Origin of the sequence: Phytopseudomonas straminea (assembly GCF_900112645.1) — a bacterium.
GTDB classification, from domain to species: Bacteria; Pseudomonadota; Gammaproteobacteria; order Pseudomonadales; family Pseudomonadaceae; genus Aquipseudomonas; species Aquipseudomonas straminea.
In genome coordinates this window covers 752,800-777,423 of record NZ_FOMO01000002.1, presented here as the reverse complement: position 1 = coordinate 777,423, position 24,624 = coordinate 752,800, and the positions used below count along the sequence as shown (strand labels likewise).

Sequence of the window (24,624 nt, the reverse complement as noted above, 5' to 3'; positions counted from 1 at the left end):
GCCAGCGGCTGAGTCAGCTCGACGCTGTAGGTGCCACCCGCCAGAACCGGTGTGGTCACGGTAAAGGTGTTGGCACCCTGAGTAATGGTCAGCGTGACGGTGCTGCCCACCGGCGCATCGGTAGTACCGACGATGGTCGGCGTCGTGTCATTGGTGATGGCTGGAGCATCGACAGTGATCACGGGTGCAGTGGTATCGACGCTATAAGGACGACTTGCCGTCGCAGTACCGACATTGCCCGCCGCGTCAGCACTGCTGATCGTTGCGCTGATACTGCTGAAACTGCCGAGGTCCGCGCTACTGACCGGAATGCTGAAACCGAGCGCTCCGTTGCCAAGTGCTATCACTGTCCCGCTGTAGAGGTTGCCACCCAGGTTTAGGGTAATCGAATCGCCAACTTTTGCCTCTCCGCCCACAGTGCCGGTGATGGTGACTGTTGCCGCGCCAAGCTCAGCGCTGTTGATCACGTCGTCGCCGGTGACCGGGTCGATGCCGATGGTCAAGACCGGAGGCGTTGTATCCGGTGTCGTCGTGCCCGTAGCGGCTGCGCCTGCCGTTGAGAAAATAGCGGGATCATTGTTTTCAATCAGATTGAAACCTGGCGTACCTAGACCGTTCGTCTGAAAGCCGATTGTCGGATCTACGCGCTGGGCTGTCTCACTGAGCATGACTGCGCTGTGACCGCCACCGGCAGCACCGCCGCCGCCACCTGCACCAGGGCCTGCCGCGGTGGGGTCAAGGTCGACAGTCGGGTCCATTCCCGCAGCCAGCGCCTGCTCGAATTCGCTGCCGGGCGCTTGGGTCGCGCTATCCGCCACTTCCTGGGTTTGTGGGTTAACCGCCTGCCATGAGGCGTTCGCACCGAGCTCTAGAGTCTCGCCATTCGCCATCTCCAGAGTCACGGAACCACCATCGGCCGTGGTGACCTGTTCTCCTGCGAAGATGCGATCTCCCTCAAATACCTGGCGCCGAATTCCGTCAACCGAGGTGACGAATACTTGGCCAATCAAGGACTTGATGACGGCGGCGAAATTACTCATAAACAGCTCCATGCGCGTGCGCGAGAGGTAAAACCTGTGAAATGTGTCTATACCGGTTTATAGCGGATGCTGCTGAAAATACGTCGTCATATAATTGGCGGAAATTTATTGTTGCAAGCTAGCCGCCAGAGTATTGACCCTTCGGGTCCGATCATAAACAATCAGACTCGTTGATGTCACTTTGATATTTTCAGCTGTTTTGTCTTCCATGAGACTCTGAAGTTCAGGTGGCAATGATAGTCTTCGGCCGGTTGCTCAGCGACTTGATCTATACCGATAAAACATGTCGGCGTTTACAGGGAATTTACTGACCATGCGCTTCATTGCCACGCTTCCACTCGTCCTTGCCATTTCCGCCTCGGCTCAAGCGCAGACCTTGACCGAGGCGATGCAGAGTGCCCTGAGCGTGCACCCTGAAATCCAGTCCGGCATCAATGCACGGCTGGCGTCGGAAGAGGACATGAAAGCGGCGCGGGCGGGCTACCTGCCACGCGTCGACGTGCAGGCCGGTTATGGCCGTGAAGGTACGGAAAACAACAGCACTCGCGCGAGCAACGACCGCGGCTATCGCACACTCAACCGTTCGGAATCCAGCCTGAGCGTCCAGCAGATGCTGTTCGACGGTTTCGCGACTCGTAACGAGGTCGCGCGTCAACGCGCCACCGTCAACGCCCGCGCCTACGCACTGCTGGCCAACTCCGAACGCACCGCACTGGAAGTCGCCCAGGTCTACCTGGATGTACTGCAGCGCCAGGAGCTGGCGCGCCTGGCCGAAGAGAACCTGCGTAGCCACGAGCGTATCTACGATCAGATTTCCCTGCGCAGCGAACGCGGTGTGGGCCGTATGGCCGACCTGGATCAGGCCGAGGCGCGCCTGGCCCAGGCACGCAACAACCTGTTGACCGAGCAGACCAACCTAGCTGATGCCCAGGTTACCTTCCTGAGCGTGGTAGGCCGCGAGCCGGCCGACCTGAGCATGCCGGACAGCATGGGCGTACACCTGCCCGAGAGCCTTACGGCTGCCCGTGATGAACTGCTGGCCAACAACCCCAACATCAGTTCGGCCGAAGCTGACGTCAAGGCGACCGAGGCGCAGTACGCCGCGGCGAAGAGTACTTACTACCCACGTTTCGATGCAGAAGTGTCCACAGGCCTGAATAACAACGTCGATGGTGTGGAGGGTGAGAACAAGGAATGGCAGGCCATGCTGCGCATGCGCTACAACCTATACGCAGGTGGCAGCGACAGCGCCAACGTGCGCTCCAAGGCTTACCTGAGCAACCAGGCCATGGACATTCGCAACAACGCGTTGCGCGTGCTCAACGAAGAAGTCGGCCTGGCCTGGAATGCGCTGCAGAACGCCCGTGCGCAATTGCCGATCGCCCAGCAGTACGTCGACCACAGTTCACGTGTGCGTGATTCCTACCAGAAGCAGTTCGGCCTCGGCGAGCGCACCTTGCTGGATCTGCTGGACAGTGAAAACGAGTACTTCACTGCCGCCCGACGTCTGCAGGAAGTTCGCTTCACTGAGCTGTTCACCCATTACCGCATCAAGGCGACCACCGGCACGCTGCTCAAGAGCCAGGGAATCGCCGCGCCGATGGCCTCCGTGCCGCTGGATACCGTGAAGACTAATGTGCAACTGCCCAACATGAACTAGAGTTCGGTTTTTTAGGTAAGGGTAAATGTGCAGTGGCAGTAGAACCGGATCCATCCCAGCCCCGTAATGATCCACGTGACCGTTACGACGACCCTCTGCTGGATAGTTTGCTGTCGTTGTGCAGTCTGCATCAGAAGTCCGTCAGCCGAGCCATGCTCACCGCCGGGCTGCCGCTGCCCAAGCAGCGTCTGAGTGCCGAATTGCTGCCGCGGGCAGCCGCTCGCGCCGGTCTGCAAGGGCGCTGGCTGCGCCGCAATCTGGAAAAGATCCCCGAACTGGCTTTGCCTGCGCTATTGCTGTTACGTGATGGGCGCAGCGCCTTGTTGCTTGGCTGGGAGGCCGGTGGGCAGGCGCGCATCATGCCCAGCGAAACCGAAGGCGGCGAGGTGCGGGTTAGCATCGAGACCCTGGCCGAGGATTACAGCGGCCGGGTGTTCTTCGCCCAGCCCCAGCACAAATTCGATTTCACCCGCGGCGAACTGGTCCCCCGGGCCAGTTCCTGGTTCCGTGACACCCTCAAACGCTCGCGCTGGCTGTATGTCGATGCCGTCGCGGCGAGTCTGCTGATCAACCTGATCGGTCTGGTCACGCCGCTATTCGTGATGAACGTCTACGACCGCGTGGTCCCCAACCAGGCTGAGGCCACGCTCTGGGTGCTGGCCATCGGCATCAGCGGGGTGTTCATCTTCGATCTGCTGCTGAAAACATTGCGCGGTCTTTGCCTAGATCTGGCAGGCAAGAAGACCGACATGATCATTTCGGCCACCCTGTTCGAGCGCATCGTCGGCATGGCGATGAAGCATCGCCCGGCACGCGTTGGCAGCTTCGCCCAGAACATCCATGAGTTTCAGAGCCTGCGCGACTTCCTCGCCTCGCTGACGCTGGCCAGCGTCATCGACCTGCCGTTCACCATCCTGATTCTGGCGGTCATCGCCTACCTGGGCGGGCATCTGGTGTGGATTCCCATCCTGGCCTTCCCGCTGGTCGCGCTGATCGGCTGGGCGCTGCAGAAACCCCTGGCCAAGACCATGGAACGCAGCATGGCTCTGGCGTCCGAGCGCCAGTCCGGGCTGATCGAGAGCCTGGCTGGGTTGGATGCGGTCAAGGTCAACAACGCAGAAAGCGAGCGTCAGTACATCTGGGAACAAACAATCGGCACGCTGGGCCGCTTCGAGCTCAAAGCACGCATGCTGTCGAGTCTGGCGATGAACTCGACGCTGCTGCTGCAGCAGCTCGCCGGTGTGGTGATCATCGTGCTGGGTGTGTACCAGATCATCGCCGGTAACCTGAGCATGGGCGGCCTGATTGCCTGTTATATGCTCAGCTCCCGGGCGCTGGGCCCGCTGGCGCAGGTATCCGGTTTGCTGATCCGCTATCAGCAGGCGCGTGTGACCCTGGATTCGGTCAACCAGATGATGGAGTTGCCCCAGGAACGCCAGGCCGACGAACGCCCGCTCAAGCGCCAGACGCTGCAGGGCGGTATCGAATTCCGTCAGCTGGACTTCCACTACCCGGACCAGCAGCAGGCAGCGCTGCAAAGTATCAACATGGTGATCCGCCCTGGCGAGAAGGTCGGCATCATCGGCCGTAGCGGCTCGGGCAAAAGCTCGTTGGCCAAGCTGATCGTCGGGCTCTATCAGGCCGACGCCGGCAGCCTCCTGGTCGACGGTATCGACGTGCGTCAGCTGGATGTCAGCGACGTACGCTACAACATCGGCTATGTGCCCCAGGATATTCAGCTGTTCGCCGGCACCCTGCGCGACAATCTGTTGTCGGGCGCGCGCTATGTCGAAGACGAACTGGTGCTGCAGGCCGCCGAGCTGGCCGGTGTGCACGAGTTCGCCCGGCTGCACCCCAATGGCTACGAACTGCAGGTGGGTGAGCGAGGCCAGAATCTGTCCGGCGGTCAGCGCCAGAACGTGGCCCTGGCCCGTGCGCTGTTGCTTGACCCGCCGATCCTGCTGCTCGACGAGCCCACCAGTGCGATGGACAACACCGGTGAGGAGCGCCTCAAGCAGCGCCTGGCTGCCATCAGCAAGAACAAGACGCTGTTGCTGGTTACCCACCGTGCTTCGATGTTGAGCCTGGTGGAACGCCTGGTTATCGTCGACCGGGGCCGGATCATTGCCGATGGCCCGAAAGAGAGCGTCATGGAGGCGTTGAAGAAGGGGCAGATCAGTGTCAGTTAAGGATTCCTTCCAGCGTTTCTATCGCGCTGCCGCCTCGTATTTCGGCCCCCGTGACGAAGTGGGCGACGAGCCGCTGCCCGAGGTGCGCAAGGCGCTCATCGAGGATGCGCCACGGGTCATGCGCCTCACGCTCTGGGGCATCATCGCCTTCGTAGTGTTCTGTCTGTTGTGGGCCAACTTCGCCGAGGTCGATGAAGTGACCCGCGGTGATGGCAAAGCCATTCCGTCCTCGCGGGTGCAGAAGATTCAGAATCTGGAAGGCGGTATCGTTTCCGAATTGTTCGTCAATGAAGGGCAGGTGGTCGAGGCGGGTACGCCATTGCTGCGCCTGGATGACACGCGCTTTGCGTCGAACGTGGGCGAGACCGAGGCTGATCGCCTGTCTCTGGCCATGCGTGTCGAACGCCTGAGCGCCGAGGTGGAAGGGCGCGAGCTTGCCATTCCCGAGGATATCGCTGCCAAAGCGCCGGGCCTGGCGCAAAGCGAACGGGCCTTGTTTCTCAGCCGTCAGCAGCAGCTGCAGGACGAAATTGCCGGGCTGCAGGAGCAGCTGACCCAGCGTCGCCAGGAAGTGCGTGAGTACGCATCCAAGCAGGGCCAGTTCCGCAATAGTCTGGAACTGCTGCGCCAGGAAATTCGCATGTCCGAGCCGCTGGTGGCCGAAGGCGCCGTATCGCCGGTCGAGGTGCTGCGCCTCAAGCGTGCCGAGGTGGAGGCCCGCGGTCAGCTGGAGGCCACCGGACTGGCCATCCCGCGTGCCGAGGCAGCGATCAAGGAAGTGGAGCGCAAGATCGACGAGACCCGCGGGCGCTTTCGCAGCGAGGCGCTGACTCAGTTGAATGAAGCGCGTACCGACCTAAGCAAGATCGAATCCACCGGTAAGGCGCTCGAAGATCGGGTCAACCGCACCATGGTCACTTCGCCGGTGCGCGGTATCGTCAAGCAACTGCTGGTCAATACCATCGGCGGGGTGATCCAGCCGGGTAGCGACATGGTGGAGATCGTACCCATCGATGACACCATTCTGGTCGAGGCGCGCATTCGTCCGCAGGACATCGCCTTCCTGCACCCGGGTCAGGAAGCGGTGGTCAAGTTCACCGCCTACGACTACACGATTTACGGCGGCCTGAAAGCCAAGCTTGAGCAGATCGGCGCCGACACCGTGACCGACGAAGAAGGCAACAGCTTCTATGTGATCAAGCTGCGCACCGAGAAAAGCCACCTCGGCACCGAGGAGCACCCGCTGCTGATCATTCCCGGGATGGTCACTTCGGTGGATATCATCACTGGCAAGAAGAGCGTGCTCAGTTACCTGCTCAAGCCGATCATTCGCGCTCGCGCCGAGGCGCTGCGCGAGCGCTGATCGGTCAGGCCAGATCAGCCAAGGGGTGATCGTCGAGCGTTGCGAAATGTGCGGCGATCACCTGATCCGGCACTTGGTTCACGTCCGGCCAATGCCAGTGCGGGGCGTGATCCTTGTCGATCAGCCGGGCACGCACGCCCTCGGCGAACTCCGGGTGGCGGCAGCAGCTAAGGCTCATGCCGTATTCCATCTGAAAAACCTGCGCCAATGACAGGTGCCGCGCGCGTCTGATCTGTTCCCACACCAAGTGACCGGTCAACGGGCTGCCGCCGAGCAGGGTCTTGGCCGCTTTGGCCAGCAGGGTGTCTTCGTCGTTCTCCAGGCTGGCCAGGGCCTGCCAGCTCAGCGGCAGGGTGGCCTGATCGAGCAACGCGTCGAGTCGCTCGCGGCGCGGCAACCACTGTGCAGCGGGTAGCTCGCCGCGGGCCTGCTGTTCCAGCGCCTTGAGCAGGCTGTGCAGTTGCAGATCCGGCTGGTCGCGCCAGTTCAGCTGTATCAGCCCGTCGATCAGCGCGTCCTGCTGGGTGTCGAGCAGGAAGCGATCGGCCAGGTTCAAATCCAGGGCATCACGGGCGTTCAACGGGCTGGCGGTCAGCCCGAAGAACAGCCCCAGCTTGCCCGGCAGGCGCGACAGGAAGTGGCTGCCGCCCACATCCGGAAACAGACCGATGCTGATCTCGGGCATGGCCAGGCGGCTGCTCTGCGTGACGATGCGAATTCCCGCGCCCTGCAGCAAGCCCATACCGCCGCCCAGCACGTGGCCATGGGCCCAGCAGATCAGCGGCTTGGGGTAAGTATGCAGGTAGTGATCGAGGCGATATTCGCGGGCAAAGAAGCGCCCGGCAAGCCCGGGCGCTTCGCCGGGGCTGGCCAGACACTTCTTGGCCAGTTGCACCACATCGCCGCCGGCGCAGAACGCCTTGCTGCCGTTGCCGCGCAGCAGCACGCAGGCGACATCGGCGTCTTCAGCCCAGGCGCGCAGGCGATCCTGCAGGGCGTCGATCATCGGCAGCGACAGGGCATTGAGGCTCGCTGGCGCGTCCAGGCTGGCGATACCGATGCGATAGCCGTGCAGGCTGGCCCGTTCTTCAAAGGTGACATTCATGTGCAGTTCCAAAGGCAGGTGCCGGTAAGGATCACTGGTTGCGCCAGTGGGCCGTACGTTTTTCCAGGAAGGCGTTGACCCCTTCGCGCGTATCGGCGGCGTCGAACAGGTCGACGAAACGCTCGCGCTCTGCAGGCAGCCAGGTGGACGGGGTGCGTTCGCGGGCGCCCTGGATCAGCGGCTTGATGGCGCGTACTGCCACCGGGCTCTGATTGGCGACCTTGGCGGCCAGTAGCAGCGCGTGGCCACGTGCTTCGCCGCTATCGACCACCTGCTCCACCAGGCCGATGCGCAGTGCGGTGTCGGCATCGACCCGTTCACCGCAGAGAATCATGCGCTTGGCCCAGCCTTCGCCAACCAGCCAGGGCAGGTTCTGGGTGCCACCGGCGCAGGGCAGCAGGCCCACGCTGGCTTCCGGCAGGGCCATCAAGGCCTGGCGTTCGGCGATGCGGATGTCGCAGGCCAGGGCGCATTCCAGGCCGCCGCCCATGGCGTAGCCGTTGATGGCGGCGATGGATACACCGCGAAAGGCGCTGAGCCGCTCGAAGGCCTCGCCAAAGCGGCTGGCCATTTCCCGGGCGCGAGCCTTGTCGCCGTCGGCGAACAGTTTGAGATCCGCGCCGGCAGAGAAGAACTTGCCGCCCTGGCCGGTGATCACCAGGGCGTAGATGTCGTCGTCACGGTCCAGGTGGTCGATCAGCTGTTTGAGGCCGATCAGCGATTCCCGGTCCCAGGTGTTGGCCGGTGGATTGTTGATGGTGATCAGCGCGGTGTGCCCGTGCTTTTCCACGGTGAGCTTGTGGGTCAGATCGAAGATCCCGGGTTTGTAGGGTTCCAGTGCCGTACTCATGGGCTGTCCTCTTCAGCTGTGGTGTCTTTTACTGTAGCGCCAAAGGCTGCCCCGCGTTGCGCCGCTCGGCCTGCCAGGTGGCCAGGTCGGGCAGGGCGGTGCTGCCATCCAGGCGTTCGACGATCTCGAAATAATCCTGCTTGAGTGGGTCCTTGAGTACCTCGGCGCGCGGTTTCACCTTCACGGCGTAGACCGTCTGCAGATTCTGGTGATCGAAGCTGCGCCATTGCTGGCGATCCTTGAGCAGGGTGTAGCTGTGGCCTTCGAGCGCCTTGATCAGCGCTTCGCTGTCCAGGCTGTTGGCGCGTTTGGTCGCATCCGCCCATTGCTGGACGATGCTGTAGGCCGAGGCGGCGGAGCTGGAGGGGTACATGGCGTAGCGTTCGCTGTAGGTCTTGACGAAGGCCTTGCCGGCTTCCGAGTTTTCCAGTTCGGGCACGCGCCAAGTCCAGGGTTCGGTGCCGACCACGCCTTCCATCAGACCGGGGCCGGCCTGTTCGACGATGCTCTGGGTCAGGTTGGGCGCCATGATCTGCATGCGCGAGGTGAGGCCCAGGTCCTTGGCGATACGCATCGCCCGCACCAGGTCCTCGCCGAACAGTACCAGGGCCAAAACGTCGGCATTGCTGGCCGCAGCCTGGGTCAGAGCATTGTGGTAGTCGGCCAGGCTTGCGCCGGGGAACGGTACCTTGAGGCCGGCGTGCTGGGCGGCGTCTTGGGTATTGGTGGTCTGGCGCAGCGAACTCTCGGTTGTATGGCCCCAGGTGTAATCGGCCGTGACGTAGAAATAGCGTTTACCCGGCAACTGTTTGTTGAGGTACTGGCCCAGAACCTGGGCGCTCATCCACGCGTTGTTGCACTCGCGGAACATGTGCCGGTGGCCATCCTTGCCAGTGGTGTCGTTGGAGTAGGTAAGGGTGCCGAAGTACAGCAGGTCGAACTGCGCCGCACGCTTGCCAGCGGCGATGGCCACTGCGCTGGAGGCGCCGCCGAACAGCATGGCTGCACCTTCCTTGGCCAGCTTTTCGACGTTGTGCACTGCTTTGTCCGGCTTCGAGGCGTCGTCCAGGCTGGACAGGCGTAGGCTGCGGCCCAGCACGCCGCCCTGGGCGTTGATTTCATCGATGGCGAGCAGGGCGCCGCGCATCTGCGCCAGGCCTTCTTCCTTGTAGCTGCCGGTGCGCGGGTAGCTGAGGCCCAGGGTGATGGGATCGGCGGCTTGTACATAGGCGCTGGCGGCCGTGCACAGGGCGAGAAACGCGAAGATTCGCTTCATGGTGCAGTCCTTGTTTTTATTATTCGGTTGGCCGCTCCGTTTTACGCTTTTCTAAGCGGTTGGTGTGATTCACTTTTGGTCTAAGAAGGCGGCGCTGCCAACCATTTCGCATAATCCCCATCAGCCGCTGCCTTGACTTGATAGGGGCGCTTCTCTAGCGTGCCGACTTCACTGATTACCGGGAGCAGGCATGTCCGCCGCAGACAAGGTCAAGCTGGAGGCCAGCTGGAAGCAGGCGCTTCACGACGAGTTCGACAAGCCCTACATGATCGCCCTGGGCGATTTCCTGCGTCAGGAAAAGGCCGCCGGCAAGGAAATCTATCCGCCGGGTCCGCTGATCTTCAATGCCCTGGATTCCACGCCGCTGGATCAGGTCAAGGTCGTGATCATCGGTCAGGATCCTTACCACGGCCCCGGCCAGGCCCACGGCCTATGTTTCTCGGTGCAGCCGGGCGTGGCGACGCCGCCGTCGCTGGTGAATATCTATAAAGAACTCAAACGCGACCTGAATATCGACATTCCCGACCACGGTTACCTGCAGTCCTGGGCGGAGCAGGGCGTGCTGCTGCTCAACACCTCGCTCACCGTCGAGCGCGCCAACGCCGGCTCCCACGCCGCCAAGGGTTGGCAGCCGTTCACCGATCGGATCATCTCGGTGGTCAGCGAGCAACGCCCGCATCTGGTGTTCTTGCTGTGGGGCGCCCATGCGCAGAGCAAGGAGCGCCTGATCGACACCAGCAAGCACCTGGTGCTGCGCTCGCCGCACCCTTCGCCGCTGTCGGCGCATCGGGGCTTTATCGGCAACGGTCATTTCAGCCGCACCAACAAGTTCCTCGAGCAGAACGGGCTGCCGCCCATCGACTGGCGTCTACCACCAGTTCAGAGCTGATCAGCCGGTACAGATCTCTGCGGCCAGGTCGGTGCGTATGGAAGCCAGGCGCTGGTTTACCCGATCTCGCTGGCTGTCGTCGGCTGCAGCCAGCAGATCGCTGAGCAGTGTGGCCATGGCCTGGCGCGACTGTTCGTAGGCCTGGGTGGTCTGCTCGTCATGGCCGCCACGGCGGTTCTCCAGCACATCGCTCATGCGCTGAGCGAAATCCGGAGCGTTGCGGTCATCCAGCACGCGGCGAAACTCGCCCTGCCAGCGTGTGCGGTTCTCCATCCATAGCTGGTTCTGATCGCGGCGCTCGCTGGCCCACTGGGCGACGCGAGCCCGCTGCGCCTCGTTGAGGCTGCCGAACCAGGGTTTCAGGCGTTTTTCCAGACGTTCGGCGCGCTCGCGGATCTGGGTTTCCAGCGGCGGTTCGAGAAACTTCTGACGGTCTTCGTGATTGTCCTTTTCCATACGGGCGTAGAGCCGGTCGACCTGTTTGTGGCGCAGGTCGGCAAGCAGGGCGACGGTCGTCGGGGTGGTTTGCTGGACGATGGCGTTGAAGGCCTGCTCGGCCTCGAGCATCTGCGCTTCCAGTTGCCGGGCACTGGGCTCTGGCGTCTGGACCAGCTGCTCGGTGCGTTGCAGCCAGTCCACGTAGCGTGGCAATTCGCTGCTGCAGTGCCAGGCCAGGTGTTCCTGTAGTCTGGGCTTGAACCAGGCCTTCTGCTGCGAATCGAGATCCAGATACTGATTCACCCGCCAGGAAACCACCCAGTCCAGGTTGCGGTAGGCCATACCGGCCTTGCCGCAGGCGCTGAGCAACAGGCCGAGTGATAGCAGCAGACACAGGCTTTTCAGATAACCGGACATGTCGCCTCCTTTTGGTACGCGCGCCTGGGGAGAGTACGCCAGCCATATCGACCGCAGGTGCACGGACATATCCGCTAAAAAAAGCCCGACGCAGAGTCGGGCTTGAGAGCTCAGGGCAGTGGCGCGTGCCGTTGCCACAGGCGGAACAGAGGCTCGGCTAGAAACATCACCAGAAACAGGCGCAGCGCCTGCAACGCGGTGACCAGAGCCACCGATAACTGCAGGGCTTCTGCGGTCAGGCACAGTTCGGTGATGCCGCCGGGCATCATGCCTAGCATCAGCGAGACTGAGTCGATACCGCTCAGCCAGCCGATGGCCGAGCCGAGCCCGACCGTCGCCATCATGGCCAGCAAGGTAAATAGCACCACGCGTGCCAGAAAGCTTGGTGCGCTCCGAAAGAATGCCCGGTCGAAATGACAACCCAGGGCGCAGCCGATTAGCCATTGCCCGGCCTGGCCGAGCCAGCCGGGCATGCCGATATGCAGGTCGAAGGTCACGCTGGCCGCGGCGCACAGCGTCAACGGGCCAAGCATCCACGGGTTGGGTTGCCTGAGTCGCCGCCACAGCAGAGCCAGCAAGGCACCGGCTGGCAGTAAAATTGCCAGCCAGAACCAGTCCGCCGGCATCGGCGGCGCGGGATCAACGGGCGGTAAACCCCAGGTGAACAACGCGGGAATCAGCAGGATAACCATCAGCAGCCGCACGCTGTGCGCGGCGGCGATGCGTGCCGGTTGGGCGCCGTGGCGCCTGGACAGATTGACCATCTCGCTGGCCCCGCCCGGCATGCTGGCGAAGAACGCGGTGGCGCGATCCACACCGGCGCGGCGCAGGCCGGCGATGCCGATGGCGCTGAGTGCCAGGGTGGCGAAGGCGCCGAACAGAATGATGGTCAGGTTGCCAAGCACCTGCTCGAGCACTTCGCTGGTGAAATGCAGGCCGATGCCAGCGGCCACCAGCCACTGGCCGACCTGACGGCCGCCAGGCATTTCCTGACTGAGCACGCCGCTGCAGCGCAGCAGGATGACTGCCAGCAGGGAGCCGATCACCCAAGGCAAAGGCCAGCCGATAAGGCTGGCCAGGTAACCACCCACTGCGCCAACCAGTGGCGTGAGCCACCAGTTGCGTAGGTGTTTGGGGTTGCCTTGCGGGTTGCCGCTATCAGGCATTGGCCGCTTCGGCTTTACGCAGGCTGCGCTTGCGCCAGGTGCGATAGAAGGGAAGGGCGATCATTGCCACGATCAAGGCCCAGACGCCCCAGGTGATCGGGCTAGAGAACAGGATGCTCAGCTCACCATTGGAGATCGACAGTGCGCGGCGCAGGTTCTGCTCCATCAGCCCACCGAGGATGAAGCCCAGCAGAATCGCCGACAACGGGAAGTCCATCTTACGCAGGATGTAACCCGCGACACCGATACCGATCATCAGGTACAGGTCGAACGCGGTGGCGTGCACGGCGTAGACGCCAATGGACGTGATGATGGCAATGGCCGGCACCAATGCCCAGTAAGGCACGGCGAGGATCTTGGTAAAGATCTTGATCATCGGCACGTTCATCACGATGAGCATGATGTTGGCCACGAACAGCGAGGCGATCAGGCCCCAGACGATATCTGGCTGGTCACGGAACAGCAGCGGGCCCGGGGTGATGTTGTACAGCGTCAGGGCGCCGAGCATCACTGCGGTGGTGCCGGAGCCGGGAACGCCGAGGGTCAGCATCGGCACCATGGAACCGCAGGCCGAGGCGCTGTTGGCAGTTTCCGGCGCAGCCAGGCCGCGCAGGTCACCTTCACCGAACTTGTTGTCCTTGGTGGCCAGGCGCTTTTCGCTCATGTACGCCACGGCGCTTGCCAGGGTCGCACCGGCGCCCGGCAGGATGCCGAGGCCGAAGCCGACCGCGCCGCTGCGCAGGTTGGTGGCCAGCACCGACAGGCCTTCCTTCAGGTTGAACAGCATGCGGCCTTTGGCTTCGATGGCCTTCTGGCCGTGGTGCGTACGCTCCAGCAACACCAGGATCTCGCTGACCGAGAACAGGCCGAGTACCAGCACGACGAACTGGATGCCGTCGGCCAGGCCCAGGCTGCCAAAGGTGAAGCGGTACACGCCACTGTTGGAGTCGATGCCGACACACGACAGGAACAAGCCAATACAGGCCGCGATGGCGGTCTTCATTGGTTTGTTGCCGGCCATGCCTGCCAGACAGACGATGGCGAACACCATCAGCACGAAGTATTCGGCCGGGCCGAAGGCCACCGCCCATTTGGCCAGTAGCGGAGCGAAGATCACCACACCACAGGTCGCCATCAGGCCGCCGACGAACGAGCTCCAGGCGGAGATCGACAGGGCCACACCGGCCTTGCCCTGACGGGCCAGCGGGTAGCCGTCCAGGGTGGTCATCACGGCCGAGGCTTCGCCCGGGATGTTCAGCAGAATCGACGAGATACGACCGCCGTATTCGCAGCCCAGGTAAACGGCGGCGAGCAGGATCAGCGCGGTTTCCGGCGGCAGGCCGAGGGCGAAGGCGATGGGGATCAGCAGCGCCACGCCGTTGATCGGGCCCAGGCCCGGCAGCAGGCCGACGATGGTGCCGATCAGGGTGCCGCACAGGGCGGTGAACAGGTTGTAGGGGCTCAGGGCAACGCCGAAGCCCTGACCCAGGTAGCTAAAAGTTTCCACGGATCAGATCTCCAGGGAGGACAGGATGCCAAGCGGCAACGGTACATCGAGGATTTTGTCGAACAGCACGTACAGACCGATGGCCAGCACAACGCCGGAAATCAAGCTGGCCAGCCAGGTGCCTTCGTACAGTCGGGCCATGGCGATACCGAAGATCAGGCTGGCCGGCACGAAACCCAGAGGCTCGAACAGCGCGGCGTAGATGGTGAGGATCACCACGCAGCCGACCACCTTGCTGAGTACGTGACGGTCCAGCGGCGGCTCGTCGCTGTGCGAGGCGGTGCTCGGCTTCTTGATCAGCAGGTAGATGGCGCCCAGACCCATGAGGATCAGCAGCAGCATCGGGTAGGCACGCGGGCCCACTGGCTCATAGGAGAAGGGCGCGTGATAGCCCCAGGCAACGACGCCTAGCCCGACACAGGCGAGCAGCAGGACGACGCCGAAAATGCGTTGTGACATTGAGGAAGTCCTCATTCGAGCATGGCAAAAGGCAGCCCCTGGGCACTGCCCAGAGGATGACGGTTTACAGGAAATTGAGCGGGCGTTACTGCTGGATCAGGCCGAATTCCTGGGCCAGTTCCTTGTACTGCGCGACTTGCTTCTTGACGTAAGCGTCCAGCTCGTCACCGGTCATGGCGAACGGGTACAGCTCGCGGCTTTCACGCAGTTTGGCGAAGTCTTCGGAGGCCAGCAGTTGGTCGAAGGAGTTCTTCCACCAGGTGTAGGCTTCGTCGCTGACTTTCGGGCCAACGTAGAAACCGCGGATTACCGGCCATACCACGTCATAGCCCTGTTCCTTGGCGGTGGGGATTTCCGCTACGTTGGCACCTGGCAGACGCTCTTCGGAGAACACGGCGAGGATGCGCATGTCGCCGCTTTCGATGTGCGGAACGGAGTCGGAGATGTCGGTACTGGCGACCTGGATGTGGCCGCCGAGCAGTGCGGTAGCCAGCTCGCCGCCGCCTTCCATCGCCACGTAGCGCAGTTCGCGCGGATCGATACCGGCAGCGCGGGCGATCAGTGCGGTCTGCATCCAGTCCTGGCTGCCGACGGTGCCGCCGGAGCCGATCACCACTTTGCCCGGGTTTTCCTTGAGGGCCTTGACCAGGTCATCGAGGGTCTTGAACGGCGAATCCTTGCGTACTGCCAGGGCGCCGTAGCTGGTGCCGACGCCGGCCAGCCACTTCACGGCGTTCTCGTCGAAACGGCCGAATTTGCCCTGGGCGAGGTTGAGCAACGAGCCGCTGGAGAAGGCGGTGATGGTGCCGGCTTCGGACGGGCGCTGGGCGACTACCGCGTTATAGGCTACCGCACCAACGCCGCCAGGCATGTAGGTCACGCGCATCGGCGACTTGAGCAGCTTGCTTTCCACCAATGCGCTCTGCGCCAGTTTACAGGTCAGGTCGAAGCCGCCGCCGGGCGCTGCCGGCGCGATGCACTCGGGGCGGCGCGGCTCATCGGCAAGGGCCTGACCGGCCAACATCAGGCAGGAAGCGGTCAGCAAAAGGGTACGCATGGATGTCTTCATCGGGTCTTCTCCATTGGAGTCTTTATTGTTAACAGCGATGCACCTGCCATCGCAGGGGGCGATACGAGTGCGCTACGCACAGCGGCGCGAGCCCTCGGCTGATCGAGTCTAGGCGTCAGCTCGCAAGGCCGGCTTGCAAGCGGCTGCTTGCGGGCCAGACAAGGTCGCTGAGTGTCACGTACTTCAATTCGACGTTGCGTTCCCTGCGCCATTCGCCAGCGACATCCGTTACTGCAGTGCGAGCTCTGGGTATGCCGTGGTGGGTGTAGCGCAAGCTGGGAACGCCGAGCGCTTTGAAGTCGTAACGCGCCTGCCGCCAGCCCGTTGGAGGCTCGGCAAGATCGATGATCGGAGAAAGATTTGAGACGGCGCGGCTATCGTCGTGGGCTGCGCCAGGACCTGCTTCGCCGGGAGTCGGGCGCAGCAGGCGGGCGGGAGAAAGTTTATTGGCCTGGGGCGAGCTGAACGCGGGGCGTGAAGAAGGCTCGCTGGCGGTATTGGGATATCCAACAGCGGCCGGCTGTTCGGTGTGATCTTCAATCACGGCTGGATCAGATTCGGCTGTTGTCGCTGAAGCCTGTTCGGTATTTTTCTGGCCAGCATCAGGGCGAGCTTGAAGATGCAAGCTGCCTTCTCTGCTGTCATTGGCGGCGGGGCGGACGCTTTGCCGGGCGACGCGGCTGGCAGGAGCTATGCGTTCTTCCAGGCTGGTAACGGAATCTTCAGGAATGTTCGCCTGGGCGAGGGAGGCGAAAAGGGCAGCCGGCAGGGCGAGGCTCAAAAGGCTCGTACACGAGATGGCCTGGCGCGCGGCAATCGGCATGCGGATACTCCGTTGTTATTGTTGTAACGGCCGCATAGGTGTCGGTCGTTCTGAGGGTGGATCTAGCCACTCGTGCGGCGATCCTAAAAGCACAACCTTTCGCCAACCTTTCAGTGTTGAAAGTTGTTACGCAGGCTGGCCTGTACACGCCGTCACTGCCAAGTCTTCGCGCGAACGGTAAACTCTCGTCCCACAGGGCGGTCAAGTCCATGGTTGTTGTGGAGGTTGCAGTGCGAATTCTGCTGGTCGAGGATCATCCGCAATTGGCGGCGAGTGTCAGTCAGGCGCTCAAGAATGCTGGCTGGACAGTGGATCTTCTGCATGATGGCGTGGCTGCGGATCTCGCCCTCGGCAGCGAGGATTACGCCCTGGCGATTCTGGACGTAGGGCTGCCACGCATGGACGGTTTCGAGGTGCTCGCCCGTTTGCGCGCCCGCGGCAAGACCGTGCCGGTGCTGATGCTCACCGCCCGTGGCGAGGTGAAGGATCGGGTGCACGGGCTCAACCTGGGGGCCGACGATTATCTGGCCAAGCCCTTCGAACTCAGCGAGCTGGAGGCGCGGGTCAAGGCGCTGCTGCGCCGCAGTGTGCTGGGCGGCGAACAGCAGTTGCGCTGCGGCGATCTGGTCTATGACCTGGATACCCGGCGTTTCACGCTGCTCGACGAAAACCTCAATCTCACCTCCCGCGAGCAGGCGGTGCTCGAGGCGATGATCGCCCGCCCCGGCCGCGTGATGAGCAAGGAGCAACTGGCCTCCCAGGTGTTCGGGTTGGACGAGGAGGCGAGCGCCGACTCCATCGAAATCTACGTTCACCGGCTGCGCAAGAAGCTCGAGCGCGGCTCGGTGCGCATCGTCACTTTCCGCGGCCTGGGCTATCTCTTGGAAGCCACGAGTGGATAGCCCCGGCAGCCTGCGTGGCCGGCTGATCCGCCGGCTGGCGGTGCTGTTCACGGTCATTCTGCTGGTCAGCAGCGTAACGGCCTACTGGAGCGCGCGCCACGCCGCCGATACCGCCTACGACCGCACCCTGCTGGCCTCCGCACGCGCCATTTCCGATGGGCTCTACGCCGTCGAGGGAATGCTCAGCGCCAACGTGCCTTATATCGCTCTGGACACCTTCGCCTACGACAATGCCGGACGCATCTATTATCAGGTGCTGGGGCCCAAGGGTGAGCTGGTTTCCGGCTATGAAGATCTGCCTGCGGCTCCACCGAATACGCCGCGCACCAATGATTACCCAGCTTTGGCCAAGTTCTACGACGGTGAATACCGTGGCCAGGGCGTGCGCTTGGTGAGCTTTCTGCAGCCAGTCAGCGAGCCCGGTTACAGCGGAGTGGCCGAGATTCGTGTAGCGGAAACCCAGGGCGCGCGCGAGCGCATGACCCGCGAATTGCTGCTCGGCACGCTGTGGCGCATGGGCCTGCTGTCGCTGAGCGCGCTGTTGTTGGTCTGGCTGGCGGTGAGTGCCGGGCTGCAGCCGCTCGAAAGCCTGCGCCGAGCGGTGGCTGTGCGCAGCAGCGATGATCTGAGCCCGCTGCCAGATGCGGACATGCCCCGCGAGTTGCGGCCGCTGGTCAATGCTCTGAATCAGTTCAACGACCGCTTGCGCAGCCTGTTCGAACGTCAGTCGCAGTTCATCGCCGACGCGTCCCACGAGCTGCGTACGCCCCTGGCGGCGCTTAAGGCGCGAGTGGAGCTAGGGCTGCGTGACCAGGATCCGCGGATCTGGCACGCGACTCTGGAGGATGCCGCGCTCAATGCCGATCGCCTGACCCATCTGGCCAACCAGCTGCTATCACTGGCGCGGATTGAAAGCGGGGCACGGGCGATTGCCGAGGGTGGCGCGTTGCGTCTGGATCTCAGTCAGTTGGCTCGTGAACTGGGTATGGCACTGGCGCCCCTGGCCCATTCCCGAGGTGTCGCGCTCGCACTGGAAGCCGAGCAGCCTGTGTGGATTCGCGGCGAACCGACCTTGCTCAATGAGTTGCTCTGCAACCTGGTCGACAATGCCATGGCCTATACGGAAGTCGGCGGCAACGTGATCCTGCGGGTTCTGGAGTCCGGCGTGCTGGAGGTCGAAGACGACGGCCCGGGAATTCCCGAGGAAGACTGGGAACGGGTGTTCGAGCGTTTCTATCGGCGTCAGCCCCAAGGGCTGGGCGCAGGCCTGGGCTTGGCTATCGTCGGTGAGATATGCCGTGCGCACCGCGCGGACATCAGCCTGCACCAGGCCAGCCCCCATGGGCTTCTAGTGCGTGTGGTCTTTCCTGGCGAGCCGGACTGAAAAAACTGACGGGGCGAAGCAGGCTTCGCCCCGATTGAGCAATTACTGCAGCATGGTCATGGCAGCGTCCATGGCCGCCGACAGATCTTCATCGGCGTGGATGTCCAGATCCGGCTTGATACCGAGCTTGGCGAACGCCGGGATCTGGCTCCAGTCCAACTGCGTATAGGGGTGCGGCGTGCCAAGCATGCTCTGCAGCGTGGCCACCTGCACGATGTCGACGTAGTCTACCTTGCCGCTGTCGCGGCTGAAGTTCAGGTACTGACTGGGGATGCAGGCGATCATCTCCGGGAATTCCCAGGTGCGCAGGATCTTGTCGCCGATGATCGGGTGGATCTGCTCGATCACGTGGTTGAGGCTGATCGAGTCGGACAGCAACTCGCTGTGTTCTTCGGCGTAGGTGAGAATCGGCAGTACGCCGATCTGATGAACCAGGCCGGCAAGGGTGGCCTGGTCCGGCATCAGACGGGTGTAGTGGCGGCACAGCACGTGGCAGATGCCGGCGATCTCGGTGCTTTTGGTCCACACTTCGCGCATCTTGCGGTCGACCACATCGGTGGTCGCCTGGAACATCTGCTCCATGGCCAGGCCCGTAGCGAGGTTGCAGGTGTAGTTGATGCCCAGGCGGCCGATAGCCATTTGCAGGTCGGTGATTTCCCGGTTGGTGCGCAGCAGCGGGCTGTTGACCACCTTGATGATGCGGGCGGTCAGCGCGGCGTCGTTACCGATCACTTTGGTCATCTCGGGAATACCCACGTTGGGGTCTTCCGCTGCCTCGCGAACTTTCAGGGCGACCTCCGGCAGGGTGGGTAGCACCAGTTCATCGTTGTCGATGGCCCGGGTCAGATCCAGCAGAACTTTCTCGGCGAGTTTGCTCATGAAATTCTCGTTATTGGCAGAGTGATGACAGGCGAAGCGCAGTGTACGTCAGCGCTGGATCTCGCGGTTGCTGTCCAGCGTATACGGCAACTCGAGCAGCTCGAGCGGTAACCCTTCCAGGCTGCCCAGGTGGATATGGCCGTCGAGTGCGGCATCTTCCTGCAGCACTGCCAAGAGCTCGACACCCTCGGTGCTCTCGGCCGCCAGCACCACTTCGCCCACCGCGCTGCGGTGCACCGGCGAAAACAGTTCGCTGCCTGGCGCGGGCAGTTGATCACCGGTCATGCGCAGGCGATACAGGCGCCGCTTGAGCTTGCCCAGGTACTGCATGCGGGCAACGATTTCCTGGCCGGTGTAACAGCCCTTCTTGAAACTCACCCCCCCAACTGCCTGGAGGTTGATCATTTGCGGGATGAATAGCTCGCGGGTGCTACCGGTTACCTGGCCGATACCGGCGCGGATCTGCGCCAGCAGCCAGTCATTTAGGCTGGCTTCAGGAAGCGCTTCGCTCAGGCGTGAATGCAGGGCTTCGGCTTGCTCGGCTGGCGCCCACAGTTCGGCGCGGCCATCGCTGAGGCGAATGGCGATCAGCGTACCCGTACTGGCAACGCCGTCAGCCTCGGCTGCGAGTTCGAGCCCAAGGGCTTGCAGAGCAGCATCGGCGCCGCGCAGCCCGAAGCGAATCCAGGCAGCGCTTTCGTCGCCGAGCTTGGCCTTGGAGAACACCGCGTATTTCTGCAGCTCGGCGAGTTGCGGCTCGAGCAGTTCGCGGCTCATGGCCAGGAGAAAACCGTCGGCTACGCTAACGATACGAAAGCTCGACAGCATACGGCCCTTGGGTGTGCAGCGTGCGCCAAGACTGGAGCCGCTGGTGCCGAGGTAATTGATGTTGCAGGTGATCTGGCCCTGCAGGAACTTACCCGCATCGGGGCCGCGCACGGCAAGGATGCCTTCGTGGGTGAGCGGGCAAAAGAAAGCGCTGTCGGCCATGGTCAGGACAATCGTGGGTAAAGAATGAGGAGGCCATGATAAGAGCAGCGGCAAGCGTCTAGCTACAGGCAAAAAAGCGCCGCCGGTCAATTACCGCGGCGACGCTGATCCGCTCGGTTGCTGTTGGTATACTGCCGGCCTTTTTTCCGAGGAGCACTGCCATGGTCGACGCCGTTGAACTCAATCGCCTTTTCTGGCACAGCCGGCGCGGCATGCTGGAGCTGGACGTGTTGCTGGTGCCTTTCGTGCAGGAGGTTTATGCCACGCTCGACGAAGAGGACCGCGCCCGCTACCGCAAGCTGCTCGAGTGCGAGGATCAGGACATGTTTGGCTGGTTCATGCAGCGTGGCGAGCCCGAGGATGCCGATCTGCGCCACATCGTTCGCATGATTCTGGATCGTGTCCAGCCCAAGTAAACGCTTCGAATGTGACTGGCGGCCGTCGCGGCGGCTGCTGGAAATCTACCTGTGCGCCCAGGCCCTGGCGCTGCTGGCTTTGCTACTCGTCGAGATTCCCTTGTGGGCGCGCCTGCTCGCCGCACTCGCCTGTGCCGGCCATGCCGCCTGGGTGCTTCCCAGGCAGGTGCTGCTGACCCATCCGGCCGTGTTCAAGCGGTTGCGTCATGACGACGAGGGCTGGCAGTTGGCGGGGCGCGATGGGCAATGGCAACCAATTACCCTGCAGCCGGACAGTATGGCGCTGCCCTGGCTGGTCATCGTGCGTTATCGTCTGCCGGGCCACTGGTTTACCCGCAGCCTTTGTATTGCTGCCGACGCCATGCCGCAGGACATGCATCGACGCCTGCGGGTACGCCTGAAGTTCAGCCGTCAGCGTTGGCGGGTTGCAGAATAGTGTCCTGCGCGTCGGGCAGCAGGCCCGGGTAATCCAGGGTGTAGTGCAGCCCTCGCGATTCCTTGCGCGCCATGGCGGAGAGAATCATCAGCTCGGCCACCTGAGCCAGGTTGCGTAGCTCGATCAGGTCCCGGCTGACCTTATAGTTGCTGTAGAACTCGTCGATCTCGTCGAGCAGCAGGCGCACACGGTGCTGGGCGCGCTGCAGGCGTTTGGTGGTGCGCACGATCCCTACGTAATCCCACATGAAGCGCCGCAGCTCATCCCAGTTGTGGGCGATGATCACGTCCTCGTCCGAGTCGGTGACCTGGCTGGCGTCCCAGGAGGGTAGGTCGGCCGGCATCGCCACTTTGTCTAGGTTCGCGACGATGTCGGCAGCGGCCGAGCGGGCATACACGAAACATTCGAGCAGCGAGTTGCTGGCCATGCGATTGGCGCCATGCAGGCCTGTGAAGCTGGTTTCGCCGATGGCATAAAGGCCTTCCACGTCGCTGCGCCCGGCCTGATCGACCAGCACGCCGCCGCAGGTGTAATGAGCGGCAGGCACCACGGGGATGGGCTGGCAGGTGATGTCGATGCCGAACTCCAGGCAGCGCTGGTAGACGGTCGGGAAGTGGTTTCTGACGAAGTCCGCCGGCTTGTGGCTGATATCCAGGTAGACGCAGTCGATACCCAGGCGCTTCATCTCGTGGTCGATGGCGCGGGCCACGATGTCCCGTGGCGCCAGTTCCTCGCGGGGATCGAAGCGCGGCATGAAACGCTCGCCGTTGGGCAGGCGCAGCAGAGCGCCTTCGCCGCGCAGTGCCTCGGTAATCAGAAAGCTCTTGGCCTGCGGGTGATAAAGGCAGGTGGGGTGGAATTGGTTGAATTCCAGATTGCCGACCCGGCAGCCGGCGCGCCAGGCCATGGCGATGCCGTCGCCACAGGCGCCGTCGGGGTTGCTGGTATAGAGATAGACCTTGGCTGCGCCGCCAGTGGCGAGAATCACGAAACGCGCATGGTGGGTATCCACCTCGCCGCTGCGCCGGTTGAGCACGTAGGCGCCCAGGCAGCGACGGCCTTTGCGGCCCAGCTTGTGCTCGGTAATCAGGTCCACCGCGACTCGCTGTTCCAGCAGCGTGATATTGCCTCGCTCGCGGGTGCGTTCGAGCAGCGTATTGAAGATGGCTGCGCCGGTGGCGTCGGCGGCATGAATGATGCGCCGGTGGCTGTGGCCGCCCTCGCGGGTCAGGTGAAATTCGTAACCGCCGTCTTCGCGGTCATGTTCGTCATCACGAGTAAAGGGCACACCTTGCTCGATCAGCCACTCTATTGCTTCACGGCTATGCTCCACGGTAAAGCGTACAGCGTCTTCACGACACAGGCCGGCACCGGCGTTGAGGGTGTCATCGACATGGGAGTCAACGGTGTCGCTGTGATCCAGTACAGCGGCGACGCCACCTTGGGCCCAGTAGGTCGAGCCATTGGTCAGCTCGCCCTTGCTCAGCACGGCGATGTGCAGATTGTCGGGAAGTGTCAGCGCCAGGGTAAGGCCGGCGGCTCCGCTGCCGATAATTACAACATCGTGCTTAAAGTGTTGGCTCATTATTATGGGTTCCACTGGGTGGCGTGCAGCTGAAGGAGCGTTCCTCGACAGTCAGCTATTGCTTGTGCTGGTGGGTACTCCGACCGGCTACGCACATGCTGGCAACAGGGGCTTGCAGGACCACGGCTGGGGCTCGGCGGACTCTAGTATATAGAGGGAGCCAACGGCACAATAGCCGGCCCGGTAGGTAGCGCAGCGTGGAACGTGTATCGTGTCGGGATGGCGATATGCCTGCGTAGCTGGTCGCCTTGTTGGAGCTGCATTTTCTCCGCTGAAACCGGTATGAACTTTGTCATGAGGCAGGGTTCTATAGCGGAGTCGCCCCGGAGAGGGAAATGTGTCTGGCGAGTAAGTGAGCGAAGCGATTGTGCGATTCGATTCCGCTCGTCAGGTGATCTAAAGACAATTCGCGCAGCAGGCAGTGCCCTGGTGCGTGGTTTCGTGCAAAACCAAAAATGTTTTGTGGGAAGCTTGTTCGTAGGGGAGAGAACTTTTGCATATGAGTCGAGTCTATTTCGGCAGATCGATCTTCTGGCAGGTGCAGACCTCCTACGGGCTCAACGAGGAGTATTCATGCTAACCCAGGAAGAAGATCAGCAGCTGGTCGAGCGCGTGCAGCGCGGTGACAAGCGAGCATTCGATCTGTTGGTGCTGAAGTATCAGCACAAGATTCTCGGGTTGATCGTGCGATTCGTGCACGACACCCATGAAGCTCAGGATGTCGCCCAGGAAGCTTTTGTAAAAGCTTATCGGGCACTTGGAAACTTTCGCGGTGACAGTGCGTTCTATACATGGCTGTACCGTATCGCCATCAACACGGCGAAGAATCATCTCGTTTCTCGTGGCCGCCGGCCGCCGGACAACGACGTAAGTGCAGAGGATGCCGAGTTCTATGATGGCGACCACGCCCTCAAGGATATCGAATCTCCCGAGCGTGCCCTGTTGAGGGATGAAATCGAAGCCACCGTGCATCGAAGCATCCAGCAACTGCCAGAAGATTTACGAACGGCGCTAACGTTACGTGAATTTGATGGTCTGAGTTATGAAGACATTGCGAGCGTCATGCAATGTCCAGTTGGTACCGTGCGTTCGCGAATCTTTCGGGCGCGTGAAGCCATCGACAAGTCCCTGCAACCCTTGTTGCAGGAAGCCTGAGACAGCGGCGACAGCCAAGAGAGGAACCGCTATGAGTCGTGAAGCCCTGCAGGAATCGCTGTCCGCGGTGATGGATAACGAAGCGGATGAACTTGAACTTCGGCGTGTGCTCGGTGCGAGCAACGATGCTGAACTGCGTGCCACCTGGTCGCGTTACCAGGTAGCTCGCGCCGCGATGCACAAGGACTTGCTCGTGCCGAAACTGGACATCGCTGCAGCCGTTTCTGCGGCCTTGGAAAACGATGAAACTCCAGTCGTTGCACAAGAAAAGGTCGTGCGTGGTCCGTGGCGTAGCCTAGGTCGCGTCGCAGTAGCTGCAACCGTGACGGTTGCCGTGCTGGCTGGCGTACGTTTCTACAATCAGGATGATGTTTCTGGTGCCCAGTTGGCGCAGCAGGATCAGCCTGCCATCGCACTGCCGCAAGCTCAGGGACCGGCCATTCTGGCAGGCTTCAAGACTTCGGATGAGCAGCCGGCCGTAGAAACCGTTTCTGCCGAAGGTGAAGGCTGGCACGAACAGCGTCTGCCTGAGTACTTGCGTCAGCATGGTCAGCAGTCTGCCCCAGGCGCTGCTGAGAACGCTCTGCCTTTCGCTCGGTCTGCGAGTGTAGAAGAGCGTTAAGATC

General features: G+C 62.3%; 23 protein-coding genes. 10 read left to right on the top strand and 13 right to left on the bottom strand.

Annotated elements, in window-relative coordinates; all coding sequences use genetic code 11:
- Positions 1-1,040 (bottom strand): retention module-containing protein (locus BM279_RS07745; protein WP_167363110.1); only part of this gene is annotated, 1,040 nt, incomplete at its 3' end.
- Positions 1,041-1,347: 307 nt separating this feature from the next.
- On the opposite strand from BM279_RS07745, the gene BM279_RS07740 reads away from it, so the two are divergent.
- Genes BM279_RS07740 through BM279_RS07730 form a run of 3 tightly spaced genes read left to right on the top strand, consistent with a single transcriptional unit; the run spans position 1,348 to position 6,252 of the window.
- Positions 1,348-2,700: a TolC family outer membrane protein gene (locus tag BM279_RS07740; protein WP_093502544.1), complete on the top strand. Its 1,353-nt coding sequence runs from the start codon at positions 1,348-1,350 to the stop codon at positions 2,698-2,700.
- Positions 2,701-2,732: 32 nt separating this feature from the next.
- Positions 2,733-4,889, top strand: a complete 2,157-nt coding sequence (locus BM279_RS07735) for a type I secretion system permease/ATPase (RefSeq protein WP_093502478.1) — start codon at positions 2,733-2,735, stop codon at positions 4,887-4,889.
- 58 nt (positions 4,890-4,947) lie between these two features.
- Positions 4,948-6,252, top strand: a complete 1,305-nt coding sequence (locus BM279_RS07730) for an HlyD family type I secretion periplasmic adaptor subunit (RefSeq protein ID WP_093502542.1) — start codon at positions 4,948-4,950, stop codon at positions 6,250-6,252.
- 4 nt (positions 6,253-6,256) lie between these two features.
- Here the strand turns inward: BM279_RS07730 and BM279_RS07725 are convergent, their stop codons facing one another.
- The 3 genes from BM279_RS07725 to BM279_RS07715 are packed head-to-tail and all read right to left on the bottom strand — an operon-like array spanning position 6,257 to position 9,483.
- Positions 6,257-7,357: an enoyl-CoA hydratase/isomerase family protein gene (locus BM279_RS07725; RefSeq protein ID WP_093502476.1), complete on the bottom strand. Its 1,101-nt coding sequence runs from the start codon at positions 7,355-7,357 to the stop codon at positions 6,257-6,259.
- A 31-nt stretch (positions 7,358-7,388) separates the two neighbouring features.
- Positions 7,389-8,207, bottom strand: coding sequence for an enoyl-CoA hydratase (locus BM279_RS07720; protein ID WP_093502474.1), 819 nt, complete (start codon positions 8,205-8,207; stop codon positions 7,389-7,391).
- 28 nt (positions 8,208-8,235) lie between these two features.
- Positions 8,236-9,483, bottom strand: coding sequence for an ABC transporter substrate-binding protein (locus BM279_RS07715; RefSeq protein WP_093502472.1), 1,248 nt, complete (start codon positions 9,481-9,483; stop codon positions 8,236-8,238).
- Positions 9,484-9,673: 190 nt separating this feature from the next.
- Here BM279_RS07715 and ung point away from each other — a divergent pair, with 190 nt between their 5' ends.
- Positions 9,674-10,372 carry a uracil-DNA glycosylase gene (gene ung / locus BM279_RS07710; protein ID WP_093502470.1) on the top strand — a complete coding sequence of 233 codons (699 nt, stop codon included), beginning with the start codon at positions 9,674-9,676 and terminating at the stop codon, positions 10,370-10,372.
- Here ung and BM279_RS07705 read toward each other — a convergent pair whose 3' ends face one another.
- From BM279_RS07705 to BM279_RS07680, 6 genes are all read right to left on the bottom strand, one after another.
- Complete coding sequence (locus BM279_RS07705) at positions 10,373-11,227, bottom strand: DUF6279 family lipoprotein (RefSeq protein WP_093502468.1); 855 nt, start codon at positions 11,225-11,227, stop codon at positions 10,373-10,375. It lies immediately after the preceding gene.
- Positions 11,228-11,337: 110 nt separating this feature from the next.
- Positions 11,338-12,393 (bottom strand): AbrB family transcriptional regulator, encoded by a 1,056-nt coding sequence (locus BM279_RS07700; RefSeq protein WP_093502466.1) that lies wholly within the window; start codon positions 12,391-12,393, stop codon positions 11,338-11,340.
- Positions 12,386-13,900 (bottom strand): tripartite tricarboxylate transporter permease, encoded by a 1,515-nt coding sequence (locus tag BM279_RS07695; protein WP_093502464.1) that lies wholly within the window; start codon positions 13,898-13,900, stop codon positions 12,386-12,388. The genes BM279_RS07700 and BM279_RS07695 overlap by 8 nt, the downstream gene beginning before the upstream one ends.
- 3 nt (positions 13,901-13,903) lie before the next feature.
- Entirely contained in the window at positions 13,904-14,359 is a 456-nt protein-coding gene (locus tag BM279_RS07690) for a tripartite tricarboxylate transporter TctB family protein (protein WP_093502462.1), read from the bottom strand.
- Positions 14,360-14,444: 85 nt separating this feature from the next.
- On the bottom strand, positions 14,445-15,428 hold the full coding sequence (locus BM279_RS07685) for a Bug family tripartite tricarboxylate transporter substrate binding protein (protein ID WP_093502461.1): 984 nt from the start codon (positions 15,426-15,428) through the stop codon (positions 14,445-14,447).
- Positions 15,429-15,543: 115 nt separating this feature from the next.
- Complete coding sequence (locus BM279_RS07680) at positions 15,544-16,251, bottom strand: hypothetical protein (RefSeq protein WP_093502460.1); 708 nt, start codon at positions 16,249-16,251, stop codon at positions 15,544-15,546.
- A 230-nt stretch (positions 16,252-16,481) separates the two neighbouring features.
- Between BM279_RS07680 and BM279_RS07675 the strand changes: the two genes are divergently transcribed.
- Complete coding sequence (locus BM279_RS07675; protein ID WP_093502458.1) at positions 16,482-17,153, top strand: response regulator; 672 nt, start codon at positions 16,482-16,484, stop codon at positions 17,151-17,153.
- A complete protein-coding gene (locus BM279_RS07670; protein WP_093502456.1) occupies positions 17,146-18,537 on the top strand; it encodes a sensor histidine kinase in 1,392 nt (463 codons plus the stop codon). The genes BM279_RS07675 and BM279_RS07670 overlap by 8 nt, the downstream gene beginning before the upstream one ends.
- 42 nt (positions 18,538-18,579) lie before the next feature.
- Here the strand turns inward: BM279_RS07670 and BM279_RS07665 are convergent, their stop codons facing one another.
- Both BM279_RS07665 and ygfZ read right to left on the bottom strand, forming a co-directional pair.
- On the bottom strand, positions 18,580-19,416 hold the full coding sequence (locus BM279_RS07665; protein ID WP_093502454.1) for an HDOD domain-containing protein: 837 nt from the start codon (positions 19,414-19,416) through the stop codon (positions 18,580-18,582).
- A gap of 48 nt (positions 19,417-19,464) precedes the next feature.
- Positions 19,465-20,406: a CAF17-like 4Fe-4S cluster assembly/insertion protein YgfZ gene (gene ygfZ / locus BM279_RS07660; RefSeq protein WP_093502451.1), complete on the bottom strand. Its 942-nt coding sequence runs from the start codon at positions 20,404-20,406 to the stop codon at positions 19,465-19,467.
- Positions 20,407-20,567: 161 nt separating this feature from the next.
- Between ygfZ and BM279_RS07655 the strand changes: the two genes are divergently transcribed.
- A complete protein-coding gene (locus BM279_RS07655; RefSeq protein WP_013792334.1) occupies positions 20,568-20,822 on the top strand; it encodes an FAD assembly factor SdhE in 255 nt (84 codons plus the stop codon).
- Positions 20,806-21,258 carry a protein YgfX gene (locus BM279_RS07650; protein WP_093502449.1) on the top strand — a complete coding sequence of 151 codons (453 nt, stop codon included), beginning with the start codon at positions 20,806-20,808 and terminating at the stop codon, positions 21,256-21,258. The genes BM279_RS07655 and BM279_RS07650 overlap by 17 nt, the downstream gene beginning before the upstream one ends.
- Here the strand turns inward: BM279_RS07650 and nadB are convergent.
- The gene (gene nadB / locus BM279_RS07645; RefSeq protein ID WP_093502447.1) at positions 21,227-22,843 is read right to left on the bottom strand and encodes an L-aspartate oxidase; all 1,617 of its coding nucleotides are present in this window, start codon (positions 22,841-22,843) and stop codon (positions 21,227-21,229) included. The genes BM279_RS07650 and nadB overlap by 32 nt on opposite strands.
- 573 nt (positions 22,844-23,416) lie before the next feature.
- Here nadB and rpoE point away from each other — a divergent pair.
- A complete protein-coding gene (gene rpoE / locus BM279_RS07640) occupies positions 23,417-23,998 on the top strand; it encodes an RNA polymerase sigma factor RpoE/AlgU (protein ID WP_013792331.1) in 582 nt (193 codons plus the stop codon).
- A gap of 31 nt (positions 23,999-24,029) precedes the next feature.
- The gene (locus tag BM279_RS07635) at positions 24,030-24,620 is read left to right on the top strand and encodes a sigma-E factor negative regulatory protein (protein WP_093502445.1); all 591 of its coding nucleotides are present in this window, start codon (positions 24,030-24,032) and stop codon (positions 24,618-24,620) included.
- Positions 24,621-24,624 lie beyond the last annotated feature (4 nt).

Coding starts and splice junctions, on each gene's coding strand:
- BM279_RS07725 (WP_093502476.1), bottom strand. CDS start 7,357: ATGAATGTCACCTTTGAAGAACGGGCCAGCCTGCACGGCTATCGCATC.
- BM279_RS07720 (WP_093502474.1), bottom strand. CDS start 8,207: ATGAGTACGGCACTGGAACCCTACAAACCCGGGATCTTCGATCTGACC.
- BM279_RS07715 (WP_093502472.1), bottom strand. CDS start 9,483: ATGAAGCGAATCTTCGCGTTTCTCGCCCTGTGCACGGCCGCCAGCGCC.
- ung (WP_093502470.1), top strand. CDS start 9,674: ATGTCCGCCGCAGACAAGGTCAAGCTGGAGGCCAGCTGGAAGCAGGCG.
- BM279_RS07705 (WP_093502468.1), bottom strand. CDS start 11,227: ATGTCCGGTTATCTGAAAAGCCTGTGTCTGCTGCTATCACTCGGCCTG.
- BM279_RS07700 (WP_093502466.1), bottom strand. CDS start 12,393: ATGCCTGATAGCGGCAACCCGCAAGGCAACCCCAAACACCTACGCAAC.
- BM279_RS07690 (WP_093502462.1), bottom strand. CDS start 14,359: ATGTCACAACGCATTTTCGGCGTCGTCCTGCTGCTCGCCTGTGTCGGG.
- BM279_RS07685 (WP_093502461.1), bottom strand. CDS start 15,428: ATGAAGACATCCATGCGTACCCTTTTGCTGACCGCTTCCTGCCTGATG.
- BM279_RS07680 (WP_093502460.1), bottom strand. CDS start 16,251: ATGCCGATTGCCGCGCGCCAGGCCATCTCGTGTACGAGCCTTTTGAGC.
- BM279_RS07665 (WP_093502454.1), bottom strand. CDS start 19,416: ATGAGCAAACTCGCCGAGAAAGTTCTGCTGGATCTGACCCGGGCCATC.
- ygfZ (WP_093502451.1), bottom strand. CDS start 20,406: ATGGCCGACAGCGCTTTCTTTTGCCCGCTCACCCACGAAGGCATCCTT.
- BM279_RS07655 (WP_013792334.1), top strand. CDS start 20,568: ATGGTCGACGCCGTTGAACTCAATCGCCTTTTCTGGCACAGCCGGCGC.
- nadB (WP_093502447.1), bottom strand. CDS start 22,843: ATGAGCCAACACTTTAAGCACGATGTTGTAATTATCGGCAGCGGAGCC.
- rpoE (WP_013792331.1), top strand. CDS start 23,417: ATGCTAACCCAGGAAGAAGATCAGCAGCTGGTCGAGCGCGTGCAGCGC.
- BM279_RS07635 (WP_093502445.1), top strand. CDS start 24,030: ATGAGTCGTGAAGCCCTGCAGGAATCGCTGTCCGCGGTGATGGATAAC.